We start from the raw sequence: 24064 nt of genomic DNA, 5'->3' as shown, positions 1-24064 counted from the left end.
CGAGACCGGGCTTGCCGGTGATTCCCGTCACTCCGAACGCGCCACCTGGGTGCGGAACAGCGTCGCGAGGGTCCGCAACGTCCTGTTGTGCGGCTCGGCCAGGGACACCGTGTAGGCGCCCGGATCGATGTTCGGGACGGAGGCGGTGATGCGCACCGTCCGCTCGTCGATCTTGAGGACGGGCGCCCGCCACGTCTGACCGTTGGTGCCGCGAAACACCGCCAGCGTGTCCTTGCCGAGCCGGGGCGCGGTCCCGGGGAACGCGACTTCCGCGGCCCAGAGCTGCCCCGGCGACACGCGGAGCGCGTCGCCGGCATCCGGCAGGCTGTGGTGCAGATCCGGGACGTGCGGCGGCCCGCTGACGAGATGGCGCGGCTCCGGAACGAAGCGCGCCGGCGGCTCGGTGTCGGGGGCGATGAAGATCGAAGCGACGTCTTCGAGGATGCGCAGGCTACCGTCGGCGATCTGGACGATCGCGAGCGCGTAGCGTCCGAAGGACATCCCCGCGACGTCGATCTGGCCGGTGAAGCCGGACGTCGCGGCGGCGGGTTCACCGTACCACTTGGCCACGTCCGGACGGAGATCGCTCTGCAGGGCGACCCACGATGTCCCGGTGCGACCCGTCAGCCGCAGGTAGATCGCCTTCGGCGCCGGCCCCGAGACGTGCAGCCAGCCGCGCAGGAACACGGAAGCCCGCGCGACGACCGACGAGAGATCCAGGCTCCGGTTAAGGCGCTCGTCCGTGCGCAGCACGTCGAGGCTCCAGCCGCACTCGCTGCGCCGGACCGGCCTCAGCGTTAGACGCCGGAACGCGTCGGGCATCTCCGGAACCGGGCGCGCGCGCGCCGCCGCCATCACGGTGGGCGACGCCTCCGGCGCTCGGGCCGCCTCATCCCACGCGATCGCCGCGCTGGTCCAGGAGGCGGCGTTCGTCCGGTATCCCAGGGTCTCGAGCCGCAGGTCGAAACCGTGCCGCAGGTGGCTGGGAACCCGTCCGTGGCGCAGCGGCCGCGCCTCGATCAGGCGCTCGTAGAGGGCGCGGACCGACCCGAGGTGGCCGTCGGTGTCGGGGAAGGATTTCCGGCCGATGGAGGCCTGCATCCGGGCGAGGCGGGCGCGATCGTAGTGTAGCGCGATGAGGCGCGCGCGGACGGCGCCGGCATCGTCCGGCGGGACCTTGAACCCGTCGATCCCGTCCTCGACGCGCTCGGCCAGGGCCCCGATATCGGCGACGATCGGGACCAGGCCCGCCTGCCACGCCTCCGTCAGCGCGATGACGAACGTCTCGGGCCAGGTCGAGAGGTGCAGCGAGACATCGCAGCCGGCCAGCAGGCCGCCGATCGCGTGCTGCTCGTATGCGCCGGTCACGGTGACCTGATCCGGTCCGAGGCCCGCGACCGCCTCGCGGTACGGGTCGTCGATGCGGCCGATCACCTTGAAATGGATGGGATAGGCCTCGCAGCTCCGGATCAGGTTGATCGCCTGCTGGCCGCCCTTGTGGGCCGCGAGATTGCCCAGGATCGCCACGGTCAGCCGATCGCCGTCGCGCCTGCGCCTGGACACCGGCCGCGCCCCGGCCGGCGCGGTGTTCGGCGCCACCATCGGGATCTCGACGATCCGGTCGGCGGGGATGCCGGGGAAGTAGCGCCGGAGGTACTCCGCCGTGGCGGGCGTGCTCGTGACGAAGGCGTCGATCGCGTCGGTCACCAGGGTCATCATGCCGTCGCGGCGCGCCTTGGAGCCGGGCGGATACTGGTTTCCCGAGACCAGGCACGCGTCGCACTGGTCCGCCCCGCGATTGACGACGTCGCAGAACCGGCCGGTGTGATCGAGCAGCAGCCAGCGCTCGCAGATCAGGAAATGGTCGTGCAGGTGGTAGACGGTGGGTATGCCGCAGGCCCGCGCGATCAGCGGCAGCGACAGCGGGACGTGCATCAGGTGATGGATGTGGACGAGGTCGACCTGATGCTCGAACAGCAGTCTCTGGAAGATCCCCTCCACGAACGGGTCCGTCGAGAGCGGCGGCGTGACGGGACCGCAGGCGAAGCTCTCCGCGATCCCCGGGCCCTCGAGCCGGAGCGACCAGCGCCCGTCGCCGAAGACGGAGAAGAGGAACAGGACGCGGTACGGCTCGCCGAGCTCGGTCAGCAGTTCCTGATAGACCTCGACCCCGCCGCCGGGACGATGCCCCATCCGGTTGTGGGTGAGCATCAGGACCGTGCGGGGCGCTGACGGTTCGAGGGGGGGCCGGCGCGTCTGCGTCCGGCGCCGGTCGATCACCGCGTCCAGGATCGTCGCCACGCGATGGTCGTAGAGGTGCTCGGCGCGGGTCCGCGCCTGCGCGGCGCGCGCGCGCGCGATGCGGGCCTCCGGTTCGGTCAGGGCCGTCAGGATCGCCTCGACCGCACCGGCCTCGTCGTCGCAGAGCGCGATCTCGGCGCCCGGCGTGTAGTAGGCGGCCGTCTCCGGCTCGGGCGAGACCACGACCTGGTAGCCGCCGGCCAGCGCCGTCTCGAACAGCCGCGGCGGCGGCGTCGAACCGGTCGCCTGATCGGCGCGCGCCGCCGAGAAGATCCGGGGCAGGGTGAGCACGACGCGACTGCGGTTCGCCAGGAGGGCGAAGTCGCGGTTGCCGCAGCGCCAGTCCGTGACGAGCGCCTCGTCCTCCAGCTCCGGCGGACCGATATGCGCGTTCCACGGCAGCGCCAGCTTGAACTTCACGTCCCGCGGCAGCTTGGCCGAGAGCGCGTTCAGGGTCGCGACCCTGTTCGGCCACGCCGTTCCGATGAAGAGGAGGTCGTAGCGGTAGCGCGCGTCGTCCTCGAGCACCGGGAGATCGTGGAAGAGCGAGGAGGCGCCGAGGGCGAGGTGGTGTGCCCGGCCTCCGTAGGCCGGGACCGTGGCAAGGTCGTTCGTGAAGACCAGATCGAAGACCCCCGACCCGCGCACGTTCGCTTCGCGCTCGTACGGATCCTCCGTGGTCCAGAGCACGCTGGTCCGAGCGAGCCCCGCGAGCCGACCGACCAGGGGCGCGTGCGCCCGCGCGCCGCCGAAAGCGATCAGCGTGTCGAGACCCTGCTCGACGAAGGCGGCCAGGGCATCGCCGTGCCCGCCGACATGGACCCGGCCGACCGCGGGATGCCGGCGCAGCGCGTCCGCGATGGCGAGCACGAGGTAGCGGTTGTGGGTCTGCGGCTCGGTGTCGAGCAGCAGGATCGACAGGTCGGACATGCGCGGTCTCGTCCGTCTCAGCGGCGGCGTGATCAGGCCGGGACCGTCAGGCGGCTCAGGTCGAGCAGGCGCGCCGCGCGATGCCGGTAGGTGTGCTCGCGGAGCGCCCGCGCCTGCGCCCGGCGCGCGATCGCCTCGATCGCGCCGGGCTCGTCGAGCGACCGCTCGATGGCGCGCGCGATATCGGCCGCGCCGTCCACCAGCAGGATCTCCGTGTCCGGCTCGAAATGCGCGCAGATTTCCAGGCCGGTGACGAAGAACAGCTGCGCCGAGCCCGACAGGGCGACCTCGAAGGTGCGCGGTCCCGGCGTCGCCTGCGGGAGCGACAGCCGGCGATTGGCCACGTCGAGGTCGCGGCCGATGTTGAGCGTCAGCCGCGCCGCCGCGGCGTAGTCGGCCATCTGCGCCGGCGTGAGGCGGCGGTTCACCGCGCATTGGAGCGTGTCCGGCCACTCGGCGCCCAGGATCTCCACGACGTGCCGGCACAGGAGATCGTCGATCCGGCGCATCAGGGCGACGCGGTTCGGGTAGGCGACGCCGCAGAAGAACAGGACTGTCTCCCGCTCCGCCACCGGGGCGATCGGCCGGAAATGCCGGTCGGGCGCCGCGGCCAGCGGCAGGTGGTGGACGTCGGGGTGCCGGTAGTGCTGCGCCGCCCAGGAATCGTTGCTCACAACGATGTCGGCGTAGAGTTCCGCCTTGAAGGCGTAGTCGAACTCGTACGGGTCGTCCGTCAGCCAGAAGATCAGGACGGCACCCACGGCGTCCGCGGCCCGCCGAAGCGCGCGCAGATCCGCCAGGTCAGGCACGAGACTTCCGACCGCGATCACGACATCCGGCCGGGTCGCCCGAACCGCCGCGACCGCCAGTTCCAGAGGGGTGTGTCTGACGCGCTCGGCGCCGAGCAGTTCGGCGAAGCCCTCTGCCAGATCGCTCCGGATCCCGGGATTCCTGTTGAGCGCATCGGGGAAGGTGCTCGTGACCAGGACGTGCGGCCCGGCCAACGAGATCGCGCTGACGAAATTCATCCCTCGTGACCTCGGCGAGACGGGCCAGTTTTAATTGCAGGTTAATGCCAATTGTAAGTAGACACGCAACTGTCGCATGTCCATTTCGTCGATTAATTTCCCCCAACCACTTGGCGATTGGGTAATTCCGGGCAATTTAATGTTGGCAATCAGGAAGTATGGCACGGGATGAAGTGGCAATAGGCGCGCCGCACCCGCCGCGCGAGCCCTGCGCCGAGGCGTTGCGCCCCTTCCTGCCGTGGTTGACCGGCACGCTCCTGCTGCTGGGCCCGAAGCCCGACGCGGGGAGCCGCGCGCGCTGGGCTTCCGACGCCACCCTCGTCACCACGGCGGATGGCGCCGACCTGCCGGCTTCCACCCTCTTCGATGGCGTCGTGCTGACGGGGCTGCTGTCGTGTCGCGACGACGGGGGCCGGGACGCGCTCGACGCGACGATCGCCTGGGCCCAGGAACGGCTGCGGCCCGGCGGGCGGCTGATCCTCGTCATCGACAACGCCCTCTCGCTCCACGGACTCGCTGCGGGCTCCGAGACGGTGGGGCAGCGCGGCTTCCCGAGCCTCGAGGGACGCCTCAGGTCGGACGGCCTCCGGCTGCCCACGCGGGCAGGCCTGAAACGGTCCCTGCAGGCCCGCGGCCTGGCCTATCAGGAATGGTGGTTCCCGTTCCCGGGGCGGGAGGAGCCCGTGAGCTTCATCGCCGAGCGGGGCCTCGCGCGGCCGGGCGGGTTCGATCCCGGACTGCTCGCGATCGGCGCGGCCGGGCCGGATCCGGCAGCCCGCGCGGGCGCGCTGTTCTCGCCGCGGCGCGCCTGGGCGACGGTGGCGGAGCAGGGGCTCATCGGCGATCTGGCGCCCGCCTTCGTGATCGCGGCATCGGCGGAGCCGCTGCCGCCGGACGACCGGCTGGCGATCCACGCGGGTTTGCGCCGCCGGCCGGAATTCGAGCGGCTGGTGACCTTCGCGGAGGCCGGGTCGCAGATCGCGGTGCGCCGCGCGCGCGCGTATCCCGACCTTCCCGCCGCGGTTCGAGGCGTCACGAACCTGTTGCCGTCGGAGACCTACGTGCCGGGCTCCCTCTGGTCTGAAGTTCTCGAGGCGCGGCTGGCGCGGGAAGGCTGGTGCCCGGACGCCGTCGCCGCCTGGGCCGGAACGTGGCTTCAAGCCGTCTCGCGCCGCTTCGCGGCGGGAGCGTTGCTCGAGACCCAGACGATCCTCCCGGGACCGGCCCTCGACGCCATCCCGAAGAATCTCGTCTCGGGCGCCGACGGCACGTTCATAGACCTGGAATGGGAGCTCGGGGTCCCTCTGGACGCTGGCCACCTCGCCGTGCGGGGCTTGGTCAACGCGCTGACCGATGCGCGAGACTGGCGTCCCGGCGGGCTGTCCACGCTGACCCTTCTGGATGCCCTGCGCGCCCTGCTGCCGCGACTCGGGCTGGCTCTGGACGATGCGCAGCTCGCCGACCGGCTGGCCCGGGAAAGCCGTTTCCAGACGATCGTCAGCGACCGGGTGACGGAGCGCGGCCTGGACTGGGCGGCGGCGACGCGCCTGCCGGTCGGCGAAGAGACCCGGATCGACGCGGATCCGCGCGCTGCGCTCGCGGAGGCCTCCGCGGAGATCGCGCGGCTGCTCGAGGAGAACGCGGCCCTGCGCGCCGCGCGCGCCGCCGACGCCGCCGCGCACGAGGCCGCCGCGCGCGAAAGCGTCCGCCGCACCGACCGCGTGATCGCCTACGCGGCCGAGATGCACCGCGCGCGCGACCACCTCCAGGACACCCTCGACGCCCGCCGCGCTTCAGCCGGTGACGGCAGCGGCCTGTCCCTTCGCCTCCTGCGTCTCATCAGAGGAACCCCGTGATGCGGCTGCTCGTCGCCTGTGACCACCTGGCGCTGACGGGCGGCCTGCTCCGGTTCGAGCGGGTCGGGCGGGTGCTCGCGCGTCGCGGTCACGCGTTCGCGTACCTGACTCTGGGCACCGGCGAGGACGGGTTCGAGACGCGGCTGCCAGTCCTGCACCGCGAGGACGCCGCGCGCGCGAGCTGGGACGCCGTCATGGTGCCCGGCGGCGGCTTCCCGGATGCCACGATCGAGGGATTCGTGGACCTCCGGGCCCCGAACTTCGGCGCCCGGATCCAGCACCTCCTCAACGCGCCGGTGCGGCGCGACGCCTACGCGCGCGTCACGCGGACCCTCGCGCCCGACCTCGTCGTGGCGAACAACGACCACTGGGACGACGCCGCCCTCCAGGCCCTCGGCCTGCCGTGGCGGCGCCTCGTCGGTGCGGTCGATAGCGGGCTGTTCGCGCCGCCCGTCTCGCCGCCCGCGCGCGGCGCGCGGCGCCGGCTCGGCGGCATCGCCAACAAGCGCCCCGCCGCGCAGCTCGCGGCGCTCGACAAGCTCGGTGACGCGTGGGCCCTGCACTGGTTCGGACGGCCGGACTGGGGGCTGGTGGGCGCGCGCGCCGATCTGGTGGCGTCGGGCCGCCTCGTCGTGCACGGGCCGCTGCCCGAGTCCGACCTGCCCGCGTGGTATCACGGGCTCGACGCGTTCTGCAGCGCGGAGGCGCATGCCGGCTGGTGCAACCCGGCTGCGGAAGCGATGGCCTGCGGCACGCCGCTCGTCTCGACCGTGCACGGCACGCTGGCTTTCGCCGAGGACGGCGTCACGGCCCTGGTGGTGCCGGACGGTCCGGACGCGGCGCTGGGCGCGGCCATCGCGGAGGCCGTGGACAGGATCGCGACCGATCCGGCCGGCGCCGCGTCCCGGGCCGAGGCGGGACGGGCGCGGATCCGGGCGCTCGACTGGGACACCTACGCGGACGGTCTGCTCGCCGTCGTCGCGGAGGCGATCGCGCTGCGGGCGGGCCGGACCGATGCGGTGCGCCCGTCCGGCCCGCCGCGCGAGACCGCGCTGCGCCTCGCCGACCTCGCGAGCCGGGACGGGCCCCTGCCGGAGGATTTCGACGCCCTCGGCTATATCCGGCTGCACGCCGACCTCGCGGCGCTGTTCGAGCACGCGTGGCAGGGGCAGCTGCACTACCTCGAGCACGGCCGTCGCGAGGGCCGCATCTACCCCTCGAACCTGACGCGGGCCCAGCAGAAGGCCGCCCAGGCCTCGCGGATCGCGCTCGCGGTCGACGGGCTCGACGGCTCCGGCAAGTCGAGTATCGCGCGGCACGTCGCCGAGGCGCTCGGCGCCACGGTGCTCAACCCGTTCAGCGGTCCGGTCGGCGCCATCCTGGTCCACCTCGCCCGGACGGGGCAGCACGTGCTGGCCGACGACGTGGCGCACGCGGCCGTGGCGGCGGCGATCGCCAACGCCCCGCCGGGACCGGTCGTGTTCGACCGGCACTGGTTCACCGCCTCGCAGCTCCTCTCGCCGGCCTTTCGTCCGGGCTGGGAGCCGCGCCCGTTCACCGTCATGTGCTGGGCCGACCGTCCCACCACCATCGCCCGCATGGTCGCGCGCGGCGTCCCGAACCCGTCGGAGCACATGACCGAGGCCCGGATCGCCGGCTATCGGGCGCTCGCGGAGGAGTTGCGGGTGCCGCTCCTCGACACGTCCCGCATCGCGCCGGAGGAGGGGGCCGCGCAGGTGCTGGCGATGCTGGGCGAGAGCGGCCACACGGCGCGGCGCGCGTGATCGCCGCCTCGCGGCGCGGCCTGTATGGTCGCGTCTCGGAAGCGGGTGGCCACACCGGCCATCGGCGTCGCGGGAGGGCGGGGCGATCGTGTTGAAACTCGCGCGCGGCGACCGTGGCCGGAACGTCCTGCTGCTCGGCATCAGCCTCCTCTTCGTCGCCGCCGGCCTCGGGATGATCGCCACCGGCGCGGATGGCGGCGTCACGACGACGGTGTTCTTCGGCGTGTGCGCGGCCGTCGCCGTGTGGCAGCTGCGGCCGGACCTGCTCGAATCCGAGAGCCGGTCGGCGGGGTCGCTGGCGGCGCAGTTCCCCGGCCCCGTGATCCTGCGCGCCTCGGTGCGGAAACTCCTGTTCTTGGCCCTGATGGCCGCCGGCTTCGGCGGCGTCACGCTCTGGATGGTGCTGCACGAGGCGCCCTCCACGGCGATGCAACTGCTGCTCTGGCCGGGCGTCGCGCTCTTCCTCGGCGGCGTCCCCTTCCTCATCCTGACGGCGATCCGCGGCTCGGCGCTGCACCTCGACGAGACGGGCTTCACCGTCGTGCAGCTGGGCCGCGCGCGGCACGTCCGGTGGCGTGACGTGAGCGTGTTCGAGCCGGTCTCCATGCCGGGTTCGGGACAACGCCTCGTGACCTTCGATGACGCGAACGCCGGCGCGACGCGCCTCGGGGCGATGAACCGGCACCTGATCGGGCGCAACGCGGGTCTGCCGGACAGCTACGGGCTGGATCCCGACGCGCTCGCCAGCCTGCTCACGGCCTGGCGCAAGCGGGCCCTGCAGCGGGAGGACGATGGCTTCTGAGGCGCTTCGTTGGCTGCGCCCTGGCGACGAGGTCGCGGTCGGACGGCGCGCCTCAGCGCGTGACGATGCCGGGCTCCTGCCGACCGGGACGGGGCTGCACCACGAGGAGACCCGCCGAGTAGATCAGCGAGACGAGGAGCGCGACCGTCAGCGCGAGCGCGGCACCGTAGGGCTGGATCATCAGGTGGAGTGTCAGCAAGGTCAGGCCGAAGCCGAACACCCCGCGGATCGCGACGCTCGCCAGCCGCGCCATCGCCGCCCCGCCGATGCGGCGATGGAGGATGACGAAGGCGCTCGTCATCGTGACCGGGAAGGCGGCGATGACCCCGGTCCTGGCGGGGCCCAGCGCCGTACTCAGCGCCAGGAGGGCCGCGACGAACAGCGCGACGGCGCTCGCGCGGATCAGCAGATCCAGCGGGCGCGGCCGCGCGACGACGGTGCTCCGCACGAGGGTCGCGCGCACGACGTGCCGGGTCGAGAGCGCGCCGGCCCCGTAGACCAGGGCGTTCAGCAGGAACGCCGTCGTCGGCGTCCAGGTGAGTGCCGAGACCGGCAGGGCCGCCGCGAGCCACGCGAGGATCGCCGGCCCGAGGGTGGCGGTCATGTCCCGGCCGGCAGCCCGGTGGGCGTAGACGATCAGGAACAGGCCCGTCGCGGCGTTCGCCGCGAAGCCGTTCAGGGCCGCCCCGGCCACGAAGGCGGCGTCGTGCTCCATCGCCATGAACACGTAGGCCGGCCCCGCGGAGACCGGCAGGCTGACGACGAGCGCGCCCCAGACCGGTCCCAGCCATTCGGCCAGGACGGAGGCGAGCACCACCACGGTCCCTGAGGTCAGCGCCCGGATCAGGGCCGTCAGCCAAATCGCCGCCAAGGTCGTTTCCCGCGCGTCGCGCCGCCGACCCGGGCCGGCATCGGAGCCGCGCCCTCGCTATCATGGGCGGCCTGTCCGGGCCAAAGCGGCCGGCTGGCGATTCCGCCCGTCTGAAACCGGTCGCGGCGACCCGCGAGCGCCGGTGCGCGCCCGGAACCGGGGCGGGCGACCTCAGCCGACGGCGCGCGCGGCTTCCCGGACCTGGCGGGTGGCCGCGTCGACCTGCTCGTTGGCCCGCGCGATCGCCGCCATGCCGCCCGCGATGGTCCCGACCCCGCGGGAGGCCGTGTGCATGCTGCCGGAGATCTCCTGGGTCACCGCCGACTGCTCCTCGACGGCCGCCGCGATCGCCGCCGAGATCTCGTCGAGCGCCCGGATCGTGCCCTGGATCGAGCCGATCGCCGACACCGCCTCGCGCGTGGTGGCCTGCGTCGTGGTGATCTGGTCGCGGATCTGATCCGTGGCCTTGGCGGTCTGCTCGGCGAGCGCCTTCACCTCCGAGGCCACGACCGCGAAGCCCTTGCCGGCGAGGCCCGCCCGGGCCGCCTCGATCGTGGCGTTGAGCGCGAGCAGGTTGGTCTGGGCCGCGATGCCCTGGATCATGGTCACGACGTCGCCGATCTGCGCCGCCTGCCCGCTCAGGCCCTCGACGATCGTGCTGGTGTGCCGGGCCTGCTCGACGGCCTCGCCGGCCATCCGCGCCGCGTGGCTGACCTGCTGGCTGATCTCGCCCACCGAGGCCGACAGTTCCTCGGCGCCGGAGGCCACGCTCTGGATGTCGCCGGAAACCCGCCCGGCGAGGTCGACGGCCTCCGCGGTCCGGCGGCTGGCGCCCTCGACGGCGGTGCCGATCGCGTCGAGGTCGACGCCGATCGCCCGCTGCGCCGCGACGCGCCGGTGGCGCTCCTGGACCTGCGCGGTGATGTCGGCGGCGAACTTGACCACCTTCAGGACGCATCCGCTGGCATCGAGGATCGGGTTGTAGGTCGCCTGGATCCAGACGTCGCGGCCGCCCTTGGCGATGCGGCGGAACTCGCCGCCCTTGAACTCGCCCCGGCCCAGGCCCTCCCAAAACGCGCGGTAGCCGGCGGACGACCGCTCGGCCGGGTCCACGAACACGCCGTGGTGCTGGCCCCGGATCTCCTCCAGGCGATAGCCCATCGTCTCGAGGAAGTTGCCGTTGGCGTCTAGGATCGTGCCGGCCGGATCGAAGGCGATCACCGCCTGCGACCGGTGCAGCGCCGCGATCTGACCGGCGTAGTCGAGCATCAGCAGCTTCTGCGCCGTGATGTCGGACGCGAACTTGACGACCTTCACGACGCGGCCCGCGCGGTCGAGCACCGGGTTGTAGCTCGCCTGCACCCAAACGTGGCGGCCGCCCTGGGCGATCCGCTTGAACTCGGCCACTTGGCAGGTGCCCTGCCGCAGGGCGTCCCAGAAGGCGTGGTACGCGGGTGTCTCCCGATGCGCCGCCTCCACGAACAGGGCGTGACGCTGGCCCCGGATGTCGGGCAGGGCGTAGCCCATCATCGTCAGGAAATTGGCGTTGGCCGTGATGATGGTGCCGTCCGGCTCGAACTCGATGACGGCCTGTGAGCGGTCGAGGGCATCGAATTTCTCCGCCAGACCTTCACGACCGCGCAGGGCGCCGAGCATGATCCCATCCCTTCTTGTCATTGCCGGGATCCCGAGTGCAAACACGCGGTTCTGCTTGGGATCTGCCGCTGATTTACTGTCACGGCATGACGGCCTCGCATAATGATTGCGCACAATCGTGAACGATGACTTAAATCTGAACGGCACAATAGTTCGAGATTTAGAAGGTCTGGGATAGTTCAAAACTACCAGAGCAGTAAATTTTTACGCAATCTTCGATCTCAGTGCTCGTGGAAAATACAATCGAGGGTACGGATTTCGACACCGAGATCCGGCGCCGTCATGATCTCAGGTTGCACGGAAGTTCATATGCTTACGGAGAATAGGATTTCTGGTCTTCGCCGCCGGATCGGCGCGCCGCGGCGCGATGCGGCTGGATGCCACGCAACGACACGATTCGACCGACCTAACGCCCGGTCGAAGGGACGCGGCCGGCTCCGTCAGATGTAGGTCGAGGCCAGCGCCGGCGAGCCGTCCAGGGCGTGGGCCAGCCTCTCCAGCCCGTGGGCGATCTGCTGCCGGGTCGAAGGGCCGCCGAGGCAGAGGCGGACGGCCTCGGGCGGCGTCCCCGCGACGCAGAAGGGGTCGCTGCCGACCACCCCGAGACCCGCCGCGCGGCCATGGCTGGCGAAGGCCGAGCGCGTCCATCCCGCCGGCAGGGTGATCCAGACATGGAAGGCGTGCGGGTCCGCGACGTAGGCCTCGGAGGGCAGCAGCGCGGCCGCGAGGCTCTGGCGCGCGGCCGACTCGGCGCGGACGAAATCCACGATGGCGTCCGCCGTCCCGTCCGTGATCCAGCGCGTCGTCAGCGCGGTCGAGATCGGCGACGCCATCACGGTGGCAGCGCGCAGGGCGTCGCCGAGGGGCAGGGCGGCCCGCGCGTTCGGGGCAATCAGGAAGGCGAGGCGAAGGCCGGCGCCCAGGCACTTCGCGACGCCCGCCACGTAGTAGGTGATCTCGGGCGCCAGTTCGGCGAAGCTCGGCGGCGGTGCCGGGCAGATGCGCGCGTAGGCGTCGTCCTCGATGATGGTGACCGCGTAGCGGCGGGCCGTCGCGATGACGGCTTCGCGCCGGGCACGGGACAGGGTCGCGGTGGTCGGGTTCTGCAGCAGCGGATTGAGGTAGAGGGCCTTCGGCGCTCCCCGCGTGCAGGCGGCCGCGAAGGCGTCGGGGTCGAGCCCGTGGCGGTCCATCGGGAGGCCGACGAGGCGCAGGCCCCGGTGCGCCGCGAGGGTCCGGATACCCGGATAGGTGATTCGCTCGGCGCAGATCGTGTCGCCCGCCTGCGCGACCTGTCCCAGGATGCTGGACAGGGCGCTGTGCGCGCCGGGGCAGATCAGCAGGCGCTCGCGCGCCGCCGCGATCCCGCGACCCGCGAGCCAGCGCAGCGCGGCCTCCTTGTCCGCCTCCGTCCCGCCGAAGCCCTGGTAGCGCAGGAGGTCGGCGAGATCGCCCGAGAGCTCCGCGAAGGACGACCGCATGCGGGCCCGCAGGCCGGGCAGGTCGGGTTCCGGGGGCAGGTTCATGGTGAAGTCGACCGGTCCCGGCCGCCGGGGAAGGGCTGGCCCAGCGGTGCGGGCGGCGTCCGCCGGGTCGACCACGAAGGTGCCCCGACCGACCCGGCCCTCGATCAGGCCGCGCCTGTGGGCCTCGACGTAGCCGCGGGACACGGTCGTGAAGTTGAGGTCGAGCGTGGCGGCGAGCGCGCGCTGGGTCGGCAGGCGCGTGCCCGGAAGCAGGTGGCCGGTCCGGATGTCGTCCGCCAGCGCGTCCGCGATGGCTAGGTAATGGGGCTTGCCCCAGCGCCTGAGGTCCGGCGTCCAGATACCGGCCGCGTCGCCCCGGTCGACCGACCGTCCTCCCCGCCCGCCAGCCTTCATCCGTCCAGCACCCGCGACCTGAAAACCGATCAATGATCGATTGTATGGCTTGCAAGCGCCGTACCGGGCGCGTGACGGCCTATCACGGCGCGACCGATGCGTGCAATGCGTACAATACTCGTCGCCGAAGCGCGCGTCATCTGGCGACGACGTGCGCAAATCCTGATGATGAATTGTGCGTCGTCGAGTAGAACCGAGCGGATCGACTTCGCTCAATTGATCGTATCATTGTATGCATCGCAGGGCGCGTTATTGAATGCATTCCTGACGGCTCCGATCTGGCACATGGCTTGCCATCCGACTGTCTGAACGTGCGCAGCCCCCCCTGCCGCCGGTCAGACCATCGAGGAGCGTGAGCAATGCCTGCCGTGAACCGCGAGCCGCACAAGAAGGGCGACGTCCTGGTCGACTACGAGGAGAAGGTCTTCGAGGACGTGAAGGCCGAACCCGGCCAGAAGGCCCTCGTCACCTTCCACACCGTGGCGTTCGAGGGCTCGATCGGCCTCGTCAACCTGCTCCAGGCCACCCGCCTGCAGCGCAAGGGCTTCGAGACCTCGATCCTGCTCTACGGCCCCGGCATCACCCTCGGGGTCCAGCGCGGGTTCCCCCGGCTCGGCGACGAGGCGTTCCCGGGCCATCTCAACTTCAACAACCAGCTCGAGAAGTTCATGGCCGAGGGCGGCAAGGTCTACGCCTGCCGCTTCTCGACACAGGCGCTGTACGGGCACAGCGAGGCGGCCTTCATCGAGGGTATTCGTATGATCAACCCCCTCGACGTGCTCGACTGCATCCTCCTGCACAAGCGCGACAACGCGGTGATCATCGACACCTGGACCGTCTGACGGCCGCGCCAACGCCCCCGGCGGCCGCGCGCGACGCGCGCAGCCGCTGGCTCAGCCGGAGGACCACCCATGTCAGAGACCCGGATCGTGCGGGCTGCCGCGATCCAGATCGCGCCGGACCTCGACCGCCCGGACGGCACCCTGGAGCGCGTGCTCAACGCCGTCGACGAGGCCGCCGCCAAGGGCGCGCGCTTCATGGTCTTCCCCGAGACCTTCGTGCCCTACTATCCGTACTTCTCGTTCGTTCTCCCGCCCGCGCTCCAGGGGCCCGAGCACCTGCGCCTCTACGAGCGCGCGGTCGCCGTGCCGGGTCCGGCGACGCAGGCGGTCTCCGCGGCCGCGCGGCGCCACGGGGCCGTGATCGTGGTCGGGGTCAACGAGCGCGACCACGGATCGCTCTACAACGCGCAGCTGATCTTCGACGCGGACGGCGCCCTGAAGCTCAAGCGCCGGAAGATCACGCCGACCTACCACGAGCGCATGATCTGGGGGCAGGGCGACGGCGCCGGCCTCGCCGTGGTGGAGACGGCGGTCGGCCGCGTTGGGGCGCTCGCCTGCTGGGAGCACTACAACCCGCTCGCCCGCTACGCCCTGATGGTGGGCCACGAGGAGATCCACGCCGCGCAGTTCCCGGGCTCCCTCGTCGGCCAGATCTTCGCCGACCAGATGGAGGTGACGATCCGCCACCACGCCCTGGAGGCGGCCTGCTTCGTGGTCAACGCCACCGGCTGGCTCACCGACGCGCAGGTCGCGCAGGTCTGCCCGGACGAGCGCCTGCGCGGCGCCTGCCGCGGCGGGAACTGCACCGCCATCGTGTCGCCCGAGGGCAAGCACCTCGCCGATCCCCTGGGACCGGGCGAGGGCATCCTGATCGCCGACATGGATCTCGCGCTGGTGACCAAGCGCAAGCGGATGATGGACTCGGTCGGCCACTACGCGCGGCCGGAACTCCTCAGCCTGCTCCACGACGACCGCCCGGCCGCCTTCGTGCAGCGGCCGGCCCGTTCGCAGACCGCCCCCCGGAGCCCCGACCATGAGCAGCAGCCCGCTTCCGACGCGCCGTCCCATATCCCCGCCGGCCCCGACGGGCCTGATCGGGATGCCGACGGAGCGCCTGATCAACGCGTTGCAATCCTGCGGCGTTAGGCTCGCCGACAGCCGCGCCGGCGCGCCGAGCCGCCGCGGCGGCGCCGGCCCCTCGGACCACAAGGCGATGACCATCGCGGGCCGCACCGTGATGGTGCCGGTCCACACCGAGGCCGCCTTCGACTCGCCCTTCCTCGTGCGCCCGCCGGACGCGGACGGGATCGCGGTGATCGAGCACGCGGGCGTCGTGGTCGGCCACGTCACCTTCCCGGGCCGCCCGCGCTTCTACGCCCTCTCCACCTTCGACGGCGTGCCCTACGCGAAGATCGCCGTCCTGCACGGGCGCGACGTGCTGGCCACCACGGTGCTGCAGACCTGCATCCGCTACCAGAGCCGCGCGAAGACCTGCCAGTTCTGCTCGATCGGCCAGTCTCTGGCGGCCGGCCGCACGGTGGCCCGCAAGACGCCCGAGCAGCTCGCCGAGGTCGCCCGCGCCGCCGTGCTGCTCGACGGCGTGAAGCACATGGTCATGACCACCGGCACGCCGAACGCCACCGACCGCGGCGCCGCGATCCTGTGCGAGAGCGCCTTCGCGGTGAAGGCGGCCGTCGACCTGCCGATCCAGGCCCAGTGCGAGCCGCCCGACGACGACCGCTGGTTCGAGCGGATGAAGGCCTCAGGCATCGACGCGCTGGGCATGCATCTCGAGGCCGTCACGCCCGAGGTGCGGGCGCGGATCATGCCCGGCAAGGCGGGCGTGCCGCTGGAGCGGTACTACGACGCCTTCGCGGCCGCTGTCCCGGTCTTCGGGCGCGGCCAGGTCTCCACCTACATCCTCGCCGGCCTCGGCGACGCGCCGGAGGCGATCCTCGCGATGGCCGACCGGCTGATCGGGATGGGCGTCTACCCGTTCGTGGTGCCCTTCGTGCCGATCTCCGGCACGCCGCTGGAGAGCCATCCGGCCCCCGGGCACGACTTCATGCACGCCGTCCTGAAGCCGCTCGCGGAGATGCTGGGGCGGGCGAACCTGCGCTCCACCGACATCAAGGCCGGCTGCGGCCGGTGCGGCGCCTGCTCGGCGCTCTCCACCTACGAGCGCGCGGGGGAGGCGGCCTGATGTTCGACCCCGTTCCGCCGTACCGGCCCAGCCACTTCCGGGTGAAGTTCGCGGTCGCGCCCTGGGAGCGGCGCGCCTGCGCGGCCCTGCGGCGGCAGGTCTTCTGCGCGGAGCAGGGGATCTTCAGTGCGGACGATCGCGACGCGATCGACGCGCACGCCATCCCGGTCTGCGCCCTCTCGACGCTCGGCGGCGACGCGGACGCCGTCGTCGGCACCGTGCGGATCCACGAAGACGGCGCGCGCCCGGGAACGTGGTGGGGCTCGCGCCTCGCCGTCGCCAAACCGTTCCGCAGCGCCGCCGCCCTCGGCACCGGCCTGATCCGGGTCGCGGTGTCCTCGGCCCACGCGCGGGGCTGCACCCGCTTCCTCGCGCACGTCCAGGAGGGCAACGTCGCGCTGTTCGAGGCCCTGCACTGGGAGAGCCTCGACGCGCTGGACCTGCACGGGCGGCCCCACCGCCTGATGGAGGCGGACCTCGCGGCCTACCCGCCGATGCACGATCCCGAGCAGGGCCTCCTCACCTTCCGCAGGGCCGCGTGACCGCCGGGATCGACGTCCGGGCGCTGGCCCGCCAGATCCGCGAGGCCCGCGGGGTCGGCCACAAGCGCGACATCGACGCGGTGGTGCGGCGGCTCGGGCTCGGGAGCCGGCACGCGGCCGTGCCGGTCGGCGACGATTGCGCGGCGATCCCCGACGGCGACGGGCACCTGCTGCTGGCCATCGAGGGCTTCCTCGACAGCTTCGTGGCCGACGATCCGTACTTCGCGGGCTATTGCGGGATCATGGTCAACCTGAGCGACGTCGCCGCCATGGGCGGGCGCCCGCTCGCCGTCGTCGACGCCCTCTGGGCCCGGGAGGCCGGGACCGCCGACCCGATCCTGGCCGGCCTGTCCGACGCCGCCGCGCTCTACGGCGTCCCGGTGGTCGGCGGCCACACCAACACCCGCGCGGCCGCCGGCAACCTCGCGGTCGCGGTGCTCGGCCGTGCGGGACCGCGCCTGCTGACGAGCTTCGACGCCTCGCCCGGCGACGACCTCGTCGCCGCCATCGACCTGCGCGGGCGTTTCCGCGACCCGCACCCCTACTGGGACGCCTCCACCGGCGCGCCGGGCGCGCGGCTGCGCGGCGATCTCGCCCTGCTGCCGGGCCTCGCCGAGGACGGCCTGGCCGGCGCCGCCAAGGACATCAGCATGGCGGGGGTCGTCGGTACGGCCCTGATGCTGCTCGAATGCTCCGCCGTCGGCGGCGTCATCGACCTCGACGCGATCCCGCGGCCCGACCACGTCCCGCTCACGCGCTGGCTGACGGCGTTCCCGAGCTTCGGCTACCTCGTCAGCGTCCGCCCCGACCGCACGGCGGCCGTCACCGCGCGCTTCGCCGAGCGCGGCATCGCGGCGGCCCGGATCGGGAGCCTCGACGCCGGCCGGGCCGTCCGGGTGCGGGACGCCTCGGGCGCCGAGGCCATCGTGTGGGACTTCGCCGCCGGCCCACTGATCGGCTGCGGCAGGGACGGCCTGGGGGCGACGCCGTGAAGCCGCTGCGCGTCGCCCTCCTGACCCACTCCACCAACCCGCGCGGCGGCGTCGCCCACTGCCTCGCCCTCGCCGAGGCCCTGTGCGAACTCGGTCACGCGGCGGTGGTCCACGCGCCCGACCCGTCCGTCCGCGGGTTCTTCCGAGACGCGTCCTGCGCGACCGTGGCGGTCGCCGCCGAGCCGGTCGCGGGCGGGACGACCGACCTCGTACGAACCCGCATCCACGACTACCTGCGCCACTTCGCGAGCCCGGCGGCCCGCGATTTCGACGTGTTCCACGCCCATGACGGCATCGGCGGCAACGCCCTCGCGACCCTGAAGCACCGGCGCCTGATCCCGGGCTTCGTCCGGACCGTCCACCACGTCGACAGCTTCGCCGACCCCGTCCTCGCGGGCTGGCAGGACCGCGCGATCCGCGAGGCGGGCCGGCTGCTCTGCGTCAGCCGCTTGTGGGCCGACTGGATTCGGGACGCGATCGGCGCCGAGGCCGGGATCGTCGGCAACGGGGTCGACCTGTCGGTCTATCGCCCCGCGGCCGCGGAGGGCGACGCGGCTCTGCGGGCGCGCTGGGGGCTCGGCGCGGGGCCGATCGTCCTCAGCGTCGGCGGCCTCGAGGAGCGCAAGAACAGCCTCGGCATCATCGCGGGGTTCGCGCGCCTGCGGACGCGCCACCCGCATGCCCAGCTCGTCGTCGCGGGCGGAGCCTCGCTCCTCGACCACGCCGGCTACCGCGAACGCTGCCGCGCGGCCCTCGTCGCCGCGGGTCTGGAGGTGGGCCGCGGCGCGGCCGTCATCGAGACGGGGCCCGTCGCGCAGGCCGACATGCCGGCGCTCTACCGGGCCGCGGACCTGCTGGCCTTCCCGTCCTGGACCGAGGGGTTCGGCCTCTGCGTGCTGGAGGCCATGGCCTGCGGAACGCCGGCGATCGTCTCCGACCGGCCGCCCTTCACCGAGTACCTGACGCCGGCCGACGCGCTGTTCGTCGACCCCGCCGACCCCGCCAGCATCGCCGCCGCCATGGCGGCGGCGCTGGAACCGCGGACCCGCGCCCGCCTGCGGGCGGCGGGGCTGGAGCGCGCGGCCGCCCATTCCTGGCGCGCCTGCGCGACGCGTCACCGCGACGCCTACGCCGCCTGCGCCCGCGGCGCGGCAGCCTTCACGGAGTTGCAGCCATGACGACAACGACCCGTCACGTTCCCGTCGCCGTCGTCGGCGGCGGCCAGGCCGGCCTCTCGGTCAGCTACCACCTGAAGCAGCGCGGCATCGCGCACCTCGTCTTCGAGAAGCACACGGCCGCGCACACCTGGGCGACGCAGCGCTGGGACACGTTCTGCCTCGTCACCCCGAACTGGCAGTGCGACCTGCCGGGCCACCCCTACGACGGGCCGGACCCGGACGGGTTTATGAGGAAGGACGAGATCGTCGCCTACCTGAAGGCCTTCGTCGCCAAGGTGAGGCCGCCGCTCCGCGAGGGCGTGGCGGTCACGCGCGTGGCGCGGCGCGACGACGGCGTGTTCGCGGTCCGGACCTCGGAGGGCGACTACACCGCGGACGAGATCGTGGTGGCCTCCGGCGGCTACCACACGCCGATCGTCCCGCGCATGGCCGAGAAGCTGCCGCCCGCGATCACCCAGATCCACTCGAATCAGTACCGGAACCCGGCGCAGCTGCCCGACGGCGCGGTCCTGGTCGTCGGCTCGGGGCAGTCCGGCGCGCAGATCGCCGAGGACCTGCATCTCGCCGGACGGCAGGTACATCTCGCCGTGGGCGACGCACCCCGCTGCGCCCGCTTCTACCGCGGCCGCGACGTCGTCGCGTGGCTCGCCGACATGGGCTACTACGAGAAGACCGTCGACGATCACCCGCTGCGCGACGGTGTCCGGGACAACACCAACCACTACGTGACCGGTCGCGACGGCGGCCGGGATATCGACCTGCGCCGCTTCGCCCTGGAGGGCATGGCGCTCTACGGCGTCCTCGAGGACTACGCGGCGGGCGCGCTCCGCTTCCGGGACAACCTCCGGCCCGCGCTCGACCAGGCCGACCGGACCTACAACGGCATCAACGCGGCCATCGATGCCCATATCGACGCGGCCGGCATCGCGGCGCCGGTCCAGGCGCGCTACGCGCCGGTCTGGGAGCCGGGCGAGCCGGTCACCGCGCTCCCCCTCGAAGGGTCCGGCATCGCCAGCGTGGTCTGGTGCATCGGCTTCGCGCCGGATTTCCGGTGGCTCGACGCGTCCGTGTTCAACGGCGCCGGCCAGCCGAAGCACAGGCGCGGCGTCACGGCCGAGGCGGGCATCTCCTTCATCGGCCTGCCCTGGCTGAACACGTGGGGCTCGGGCCGCTTCGGCGCGGTCGGCCGCGACGCCGAGTACATCGTGCAGGTGATCGAGGCGCGTCTCGGCGCCGGTGCGGTCGGCCTGAAGCGGGCGGTGTGAGTCGGATCATCATCCGGTCAAACCCGGGCGAAACCTCCCCTCGGTCATCCCGGCATTCGGACCGCTCAAGCCGGGTATCCGCGGCCGAAGTGCCGATCCCCTCCAGTGTTCCGGAGCGAACGCTGGTCCAGGATCGACTTGTTCGCCTGTATCGCATCGGTTAGCCACGCCCCGTTGCGGCGCCTGAGTCGCGTCAGAGCCAGGGATCATCCATGCGAGCACGTACCGTCGGTATCGGGATTGCGGCGATTCTGTCCGCGATGACCAGTGTGGCCTCCGCCGAGACGTTGCCGGCACGCAAGGCCGGCCTGTGGGAGAGCAAGACCACGTCGCCCGACGGCAACACGACCGCGCGTCAATGCATCGACGAGAAGACCGATCAGATCGCGCAGGCCGCGTTCGGGGGCGGCCAGAACTGCGCGAAGCGCACCATCGTCAAGACGAGCACCGGCTACAAGGGCGAGACCGAGTGCAAGCTCGGCCCGATCTCGGCCGCGGGCACGACCGAGATCAGCGGCGACTTCAACAGCAAGATCCACATGGAGGTGGATACGACGCTGACCGGCATGCCGAACGCCAAGGAGCCCGTGCGACGCCAGATGGTGATCGACGCCACCTACATCGGTCCCTGCGCGGCCGGACAGAGCCCGGGCGACATCATCCTGCCCGACGGCAAGATCGTGAAGATGCCCCAACCGGCGGCCAGATAGGCACACCGGCAGGCGCCTCGGGCGCGGGCGAGCCCGTCGGGTGCCGCCCCGCGTCCGCGCGGGCGCCGCCGCGGAGATCCAAGCCGCGAAACCGGCATCCCTCCGTGAGACGGCGAGCGACAGCCCGCGAGTCAGGGGAAGGTCTGATTAGCGGATATTAAATACATTTCGCTAATCGTGCGTCGTGCAGCCGCAGAATTGTTCTATTCGGCTCCGTCGAGGCCGCCGTGTCGCTACAGAGTGTCTCCATTCGTACAAAGCTGGTCGTGGCCTTCTCGGTCCTGACCGTTTTCGTGATCGGGCTCGGCGTGCTCGGGCTCGTGAGTACGCGCAAATTGCGCGAGCAGGCGGTTGAGATCGATACGAACTGGCTGCCGAGCATCCGGGCGCTGGGCGAGATCGACACGCTGACCGCCCGCAGCAGCGGCCTTCTCCTGCGGCACACGCAGGCGACCGATCCGGCGCTGCTCGCCAGCATCGAGAAGGATATGGACAGCTTCGACAGGAAGCTGGCCGACCGGGTCGCGGTCTACAAGGGCCTGCTCAGCTCACCCGAAGAGCGGTCGCTCTTCGACGCGTTCAACCACGAATCTCAGACCTTCAAGGCGGTGCGCAACGACGTCGTCGACCTGTCGCGGGCCGGGAAGAAGACCGAGGCCTATCAGCTCTACGAGACGAAGGGCCTCATCCCGCGCCGCGCCGCCTCCAAGGCCCTCGAGAAGCTGATCGCCATTAACAACGCCGGCGCCGATGCCGCGCAGGCCCAGGGCACCGCTGTCTTCAACGAGACCTGGACGGTGAGCCTCGTCGCGATCGCTCTCGCCGTGGCGGTCTCCGTTCTGTCGGGCGTGATCATCGTCCTCGGCGTCACCCGCGGCATCGCCGCTGTGGTGCGGCCGATGCAGGCGCTGATCGCCGGCGACCTGTCGGCCGAGATCCCGCATCAGGGCGAGAAGACCGAGATTGGCACCATCGCGTCGGCCGTCGCGGTGTTCAAGCAGGGCCTTATCCAGATGAAGGCGCTGGAGGCCGAGACCGCGCAGGCGCGCCTCGCCGCCGAGGAGCAGCGCCGGATCGGCATGCGCCAGATGGCCGACAGCTTCGAGGCGGCGGTCGGCGGCATCGTCGGGCAGGTCTCGGCCTCCGCGACCGAGCTGCAGGCCACCGCCGGCTCCATGTCGGCCATGGCAGGCCAGACCTCGGCGCAGTCGGGGGCGGTCGCGGCCGCCGCCGAGGAGGCTGCCTCGAACGTCAGCACCGTCGCGGCCGCCGCCGAGGAACTCGGCGCCTCCGTCCAGGAGATCGGGCGCCAGGTCCAGGGTTCGGCCGAGCTGGCCCGCTCCGCCGCCGGCGAGGCGGACGAGACCGGCGCCCTCGTGCAGGAACTCAGCGGCGCCGTCGCCAAGATCGGCGACGTGGTGGGCCTGATCTCCTCGATCGCCGGTCAGACCAACCTCCTGGCGCTGAACGCCACGATCGAGGCCGCCCGCGCGGGCGCGGCGGGCCGCGGCTTCGCGGTCGTCGCCTCCGAGGTGAAGGCGCTGGCGGAACAGACCGCCCGCGCGACCGGGGAGATCTCCAGTCAGATCGGCCGGATCCAGGGCGTGACCGGTCAGGCGGTCTCCGCCATCGGGACGATCACCGGGCGCATCCGCGAGATCAACAGCGTCGCCACCTCGATCGCGGCCGCCGTCGAGGAGCAGGGCGCGGCGACGCAGGAGATCGTCCGCAACGTCACCCAGGCCGCGCAGGGCACCGGCGAGGTGACCAGCAACATCGCCGGCGTGGCCGGCGCCGCGGAGGAGACCGGCGCGGCGGCGAGCCAGGTTCTCGGCGCGGCCTCGGAGCTGTCACGCCAGTCCGAGCACCTGTCCGCCGAGGTCGGTCGGTTCCTCGCGACCGTGCGCGCCGCCTGACGCGCCGACTGAGGAGCCCGGCGATATAGGCCGCTCCGGCCAGTTCATCGCCGGGGTGTGCCGCAGCACCTCGGCGGGGAAAGCTTGAGCTTACATCAGGGTTACACCGCGAACACAGTCGCGGACCTGATGGAGACTTCCATGACCCTCGTTGCCCGCTTCGCCCTCGCCACGGCCGTCGCCGCCGCCACCGTCGCGGTTCTCGCCGGGACCTACGTCGAGATCCTGGACCGTGCCCTCCCGATGCACTTCGTCTGAGACGGCGGGTGCGAACCGGTTGAAGACCGCATCCCGGGTCGCCGCCGTCCGGCGGCGGCGACCCGGGATGCGGGAGGGAGGTGCAGATGACTCGAATCCTGACATCCGTCCTCGACGGCGCCGTGTGGGTCGCGGACGCGCTCGACGATATCCTCGTCGAGGCGGCTCTCGGCTTCGGCGCCGCCGTACCGCTGATCGCCGACCCGTCCGGCGATCCGCCGACCGGCGCAACCACCGGCCAATCCGAGACAAGTCCCTCGCCGATCCGGACTTGACTGCCCGGGATGCCCGGCCGTCGCCGGTGCCGACCCCGGAGGTGTCGCGACGGTCCGGATGACCGGGTTCCCCGGTCGGGCCGCAGAGACGTGTGGCCTCCGCCACAGAGGCAACGGACCCGCGTAACGAACAGCGGCGGCTAGGCGAGCGTCCCCGTCCGCACCTGCCCCGTTCGGGAACGGCTCTAGAGCAGTTTCGGTTTAATCGGGGTCGTATCCTGCCGCGACGAAGAAGTTTGCAGCCTCGTCGGGCGTGACGGCATCGACGAGCCGCCCGATTGTAGTCCAGAGCCCTTCGCGCGTGCGCTCGGCGGCCTTGCGCAGCCCCGCCTTCAACTTCGAGAACGCCATCTCGATCGGATTGAAGTCCGGCGAGTAGGGCGGAAGGAACAGGAGCCGCGCGCCTGCCGCCTCGATCGCCGCGCGCACGGCCGGGCCTTTGTGGCTGCCGAGATTGTCCATGATCACGATGTCCCCGGGTGCGAGTTCGGGCACCAGGACCTGATCGACGTAGACTTGGAAGGCGTCGCGGTTGATCGGCCCGTCGAGCACGAACGGCGCGGCGATCCCGGACAGGCGCAGGCCCGCCACCAGGGTCGTGGTCTTCCAATGACCGTGCGGGACGGGGGAGCGCAGCCGCTGGCCGCGGGGACAGCGCCCGCGGGTGCGGGCCATGTTGGTGGCGGTCCACGTCTCGTCGAGGAACACCAGCCGGTCCGGGTCGAGATCGGGCTGGCTCTCAAACCACGCTTCCCGGGCGGCCTTCACGTCCGGC

19 protein-coding genes are annotated in these 24064 nt (G+C 72.0%); 13 read left to right on the top strand and 6 right to left on the bottom strand.

The window, feature by feature from the left end:
• Nucleotides 1-27: 27 nt before the first annotated feature.
• Nucleotides 28-3231, bottom strand: a complete 3204-nt coding sequence (locus C4T42_RS02645) for a glycosyltransferase (protein ID WP_020091608.1) — start codon at nt 3229-3231, stop codon at nt 28-30.
• Nucleotides 3232-3263: 32 nt separating this feature from the next.
• Complete coding sequence (locus C4T42_RS02640; RefSeq protein ID WP_020091609.1) at nt 3264-4259, bottom strand: glycosyltransferase; 996 nt, start codon at nt 4257-4259, stop codon at nt 3264-3266.
• 173 nt (nt 4260-4432) lie between these two features.
• Between C4T42_RS02640 and C4T42_RS02635 the strand changes: the two genes are divergently transcribed.
• The 3 genes from C4T42_RS02635 to C4T42_RS02625 all read left to right on the top strand — a co-directional run bounded on the left by C4T42_RS02635 (nt 4433) and on the right by C4T42_RS02625 (nt 8701).
• Nucleotides 4433-6115 carry a hypothetical protein gene (locus C4T42_RS02635; RefSeq protein ID WP_244603158.1) on the top strand — a complete coding sequence of 561 codons (1683 nt, stop codon included), beginning with the start codon at nt 4433-4435 and terminating at the stop codon, nt 6113-6115.
• Nucleotides 6115-7899 carry a glycosyltransferase gene (locus tag C4T42_RS02630; RefSeq protein ID WP_026604695.1) on the top strand — a complete coding sequence of 595 codons (1785 nt, stop codon included), beginning with the start codon at nt 6115-6117 and terminating at the stop codon, nt 7897-7899. Before C4T42_RS02635 ends, C4T42_RS02630 begins: the two co-directional genes overlap by 1 nt.
• A gap of 88 nt (nt 7900-7987) precedes the next feature.
• The gene (locus tag C4T42_RS02625; protein ID WP_234081050.1) at nt 7988-8701 is read left to right on the top strand and encodes a hypothetical protein; all 714 of its coding nucleotides are present in this window, start codon (nt 7988-7990) and stop codon (nt 8699-8701) included.
• 52 nt (nt 8702-8753) lie between these two features.
• Here the strand turns inward: C4T42_RS02625 and C4T42_RS02620 are convergent, their stop codons facing one another.
• From C4T42_RS02620 to C4T42_RS02610, 3 genes are all read right to left on the bottom strand, one after another.
• Nucleotides 8754-9572: a hypothetical protein gene (locus C4T42_RS02620; RefSeq protein ID WP_020091612.1), complete on the bottom strand. Its 819-nt coding sequence runs from the start codon at nt 9570-9572 to the stop codon at nt 8754-8756.
• 171 nt (nt 9573-9743) lie between these two features.
• Nucleotides 9744-11228 (bottom strand): PAS domain-containing methyl-accepting chemotaxis protein, encoded by a 1485-nt coding sequence (locus C4T42_RS02615; protein WP_020091613.1) that lies wholly within the window; start codon nt 11226-11228, stop codon nt 9744-9746.
• Between the two features lie 440 nt (nt 11229-11668).
• Entirely contained in the window at nt 11669-13108 is a 1440-nt protein-coding gene (locus C4T42_RS02610; RefSeq protein ID WP_020091614.1) for a PLP-dependent aminotransferase family protein, read from the bottom strand.
• 359 nt (nt 13109-13467) lie between these two features.
• Between C4T42_RS02610 and C4T42_RS02605 the strand changes: the two genes are divergently transcribed.
• From C4T42_RS02605 to C4T42_RS02555, 10 genes are all read left to right on the top strand, one after another.
• Nucleotides 13468-13950, top strand: a complete 483-nt coding sequence (locus C4T42_RS02605; protein WP_020091615.1) for an MSMEG_0572/Sll0783 family nitrogen starvation response protein — start codon at nt 13468-13470, stop codon at nt 13948-13950.
• Between the two features lie 69 nt (nt 13951-14019).
• Nucleotides 14020-15096, top strand: a complete 1077-nt coding sequence (locus C4T42_RS02600; protein ID WP_020091616.1) for a Nit6803 family nitrilase — start codon at nt 14020-14022, stop codon at nt 15094-15096.
• Nucleotides 15050-16153, top strand: coding sequence for an MSMEG_0568 family radical SAM protein (locus tag C4T42_RS02595; protein ID WP_020091617.1), 1104 nt, complete (start codon nt 15050-15052; stop codon nt 16151-16153). Before C4T42_RS02600 ends, C4T42_RS02595 begins: the two co-directional genes overlap by 47 nt.
• Nucleotides 16150-16695, top strand: a complete 546-nt coding sequence (locus tag C4T42_RS02590; RefSeq protein ID WP_026604696.1) for an MSMEG_0567/Sll0786 family nitrogen starvation N-acetyltransferase — start codon at nt 16150-16152, stop codon at nt 16693-16695. Before C4T42_RS02595 ends, C4T42_RS02590 begins: the two co-directional genes overlap by 4 nt.
• Nucleotides 16692-17687, top strand: a complete 996-nt coding sequence (locus C4T42_RS02585) for a sll0787 family AIR synthase-like protein (protein ID WP_020091619.1) — start codon at nt 16692-16694, stop codon at nt 17685-17687. The genes C4T42_RS02590 and C4T42_RS02585 overlap by 4 nt, the downstream gene beginning before the upstream one ends.
• Complete coding sequence (locus C4T42_RS02580) at nt 17684-18865, top strand: MSMEG_0565 family glycosyltransferase (RefSeq protein ID WP_020091620.1); 1182 nt, start codon at nt 17684-17686, stop codon at nt 18863-18865. Before C4T42_RS02585 ends, C4T42_RS02580 begins: the two co-directional genes overlap by 4 nt.
• A complete protein-coding gene (locus C4T42_RS02575) occupies nt 18862-20130 on the top strand; it encodes an MSMEG_0569 family flavin-dependent oxidoreductase (protein WP_020091621.1) in 1269 nt (422 codons plus the stop codon). The genes C4T42_RS02580 and C4T42_RS02575 overlap by 4 nt, the downstream gene beginning before the upstream one ends.
• Nucleotides 20131-20342: 212 nt before the next feature.
• Nucleotides 20343-20840 carry a DUF3617 family protein gene (locus C4T42_RS02570; RefSeq protein WP_026604697.1) on the top strand — a complete coding sequence of 166 codons (498 nt, stop codon included), beginning with the start codon at nt 20343-20345 and terminating at the stop codon, nt 20838-20840.
• Nucleotides 20841-21067: 227 nt separating this feature from the next.
• Nucleotides 21068-22756: an MCP four helix bundle domain-containing protein gene (locus C4T42_RS02565; RefSeq protein ID WP_026604698.1), complete on the top strand. Its 1689-nt coding sequence runs from the start codon at nt 21068-21070 to the stop codon at nt 22754-22756.
• Between the two features lie 344 nt (nt 22757-23100).
• A complete protein-coding gene (locus C4T42_RS02555) occupies nt 23101-23289 on the top strand; it encodes a hypothetical protein (protein WP_020091625.1) in 189 nt (62 codons plus the stop codon).
• Nucleotides 23290-23490: 201 nt separating this feature from the next.
• Here C4T42_RS02555 and C4T42_RS02550 read toward each other — a convergent pair.
• Nucleotides 23491-24064: IS630 family transposase (locus tag C4T42_RS02550; RefSeq protein WP_107491587.1), on the bottom strand; the 574-nt coding region annotated here is incomplete at its 5' end.

It is taken from the genome of Methylobacterium sp. 190mf (assembly GCF_900107945.1).
GTDB lineage: Bacteria > Pseudomonadota > Alphaproteobacteria > Rhizobiales > Beijerinckiaceae > Methylobacterium.
This window is presented reverse-complemented; position numbering and strand designations above follow the sequence as displayed.

Bases quoted from the DNA above. Each gene is read 5' to 3' on its own strand.
- C4T42_RS02570 (WP_026604697.1), top strand. From the start codon at position 20,343: ATGCGAGCACGTACCGTCGGTATCGGGATTGCGGCGATTCTGTCCGCG.
- C4T42_RS02615 (WP_020091613.1), bottom strand. From the start codon at position 11,228: ATGCTCGGCGCCCTGCGCGGTCGTGAAGGTCTGGCGGAGAAATTCGAT.
- C4T42_RS02605 (WP_020091615.1), top strand. From the start codon at position 13,468: ATGCCTGCCGTGAACCGCGAGCCGCACAAGAAGGGCGACGTCCTGGTC.
- C4T42_RS02600 (WP_020091616.1), top strand. From the start codon at position 14,020: ATGTCAGAGACCCGGATCGTGCGGGCTGCCGCGATCCAGATCGCGCCG.
- C4T42_RS02555 (WP_020091625.1), top strand. From the start codon at position 23,101: ATGACTCGAATCCTGACATCCGTCCTCGACGGCGCCGTGTGGGTCGCG.
- C4T42_RS02575 (WP_020091621.1), top strand. From the start codon at position 18,862: ATGACGACAACGACCCGTCACGTTCCCGTCGCCGTCGTCGGCGGCGGC.
- C4T42_RS02630 (WP_026604695.1), top strand. From the start codon at position 6,115: ATGCGGCTGCTCGTCGCCTGTGACCACCTGGCGCTGACGGGCGGCCTG.
- C4T42_RS02645 (WP_020091608.1), bottom strand. From the start codon at position 3,231: ATGTCCGACCTGTCGATCCTGCTGCTCGACACCGAGCCGCAGACCCAC.
- C4T42_RS02610 (WP_020091614.1), bottom strand. From the start codon at position 13,108: ATGAAGGCTGGCGGGCGGGGAGGACGGTCGGTCGACCGGGGCGACGCG.
- C4T42_RS02640 (WP_020091609.1), bottom strand. From the start codon at position 4,259: ATGAATTTCGTCAGCGCGATCTCGTTGGCCGGGCCGCACGTCCTGGTC.
- C4T42_RS02595 (WP_020091617.1), top strand. From the start codon at position 15,050: ATGCCGACGGAGCGCCTGATCAACGCGTTGCAATCCTGCGGCGTTAGG.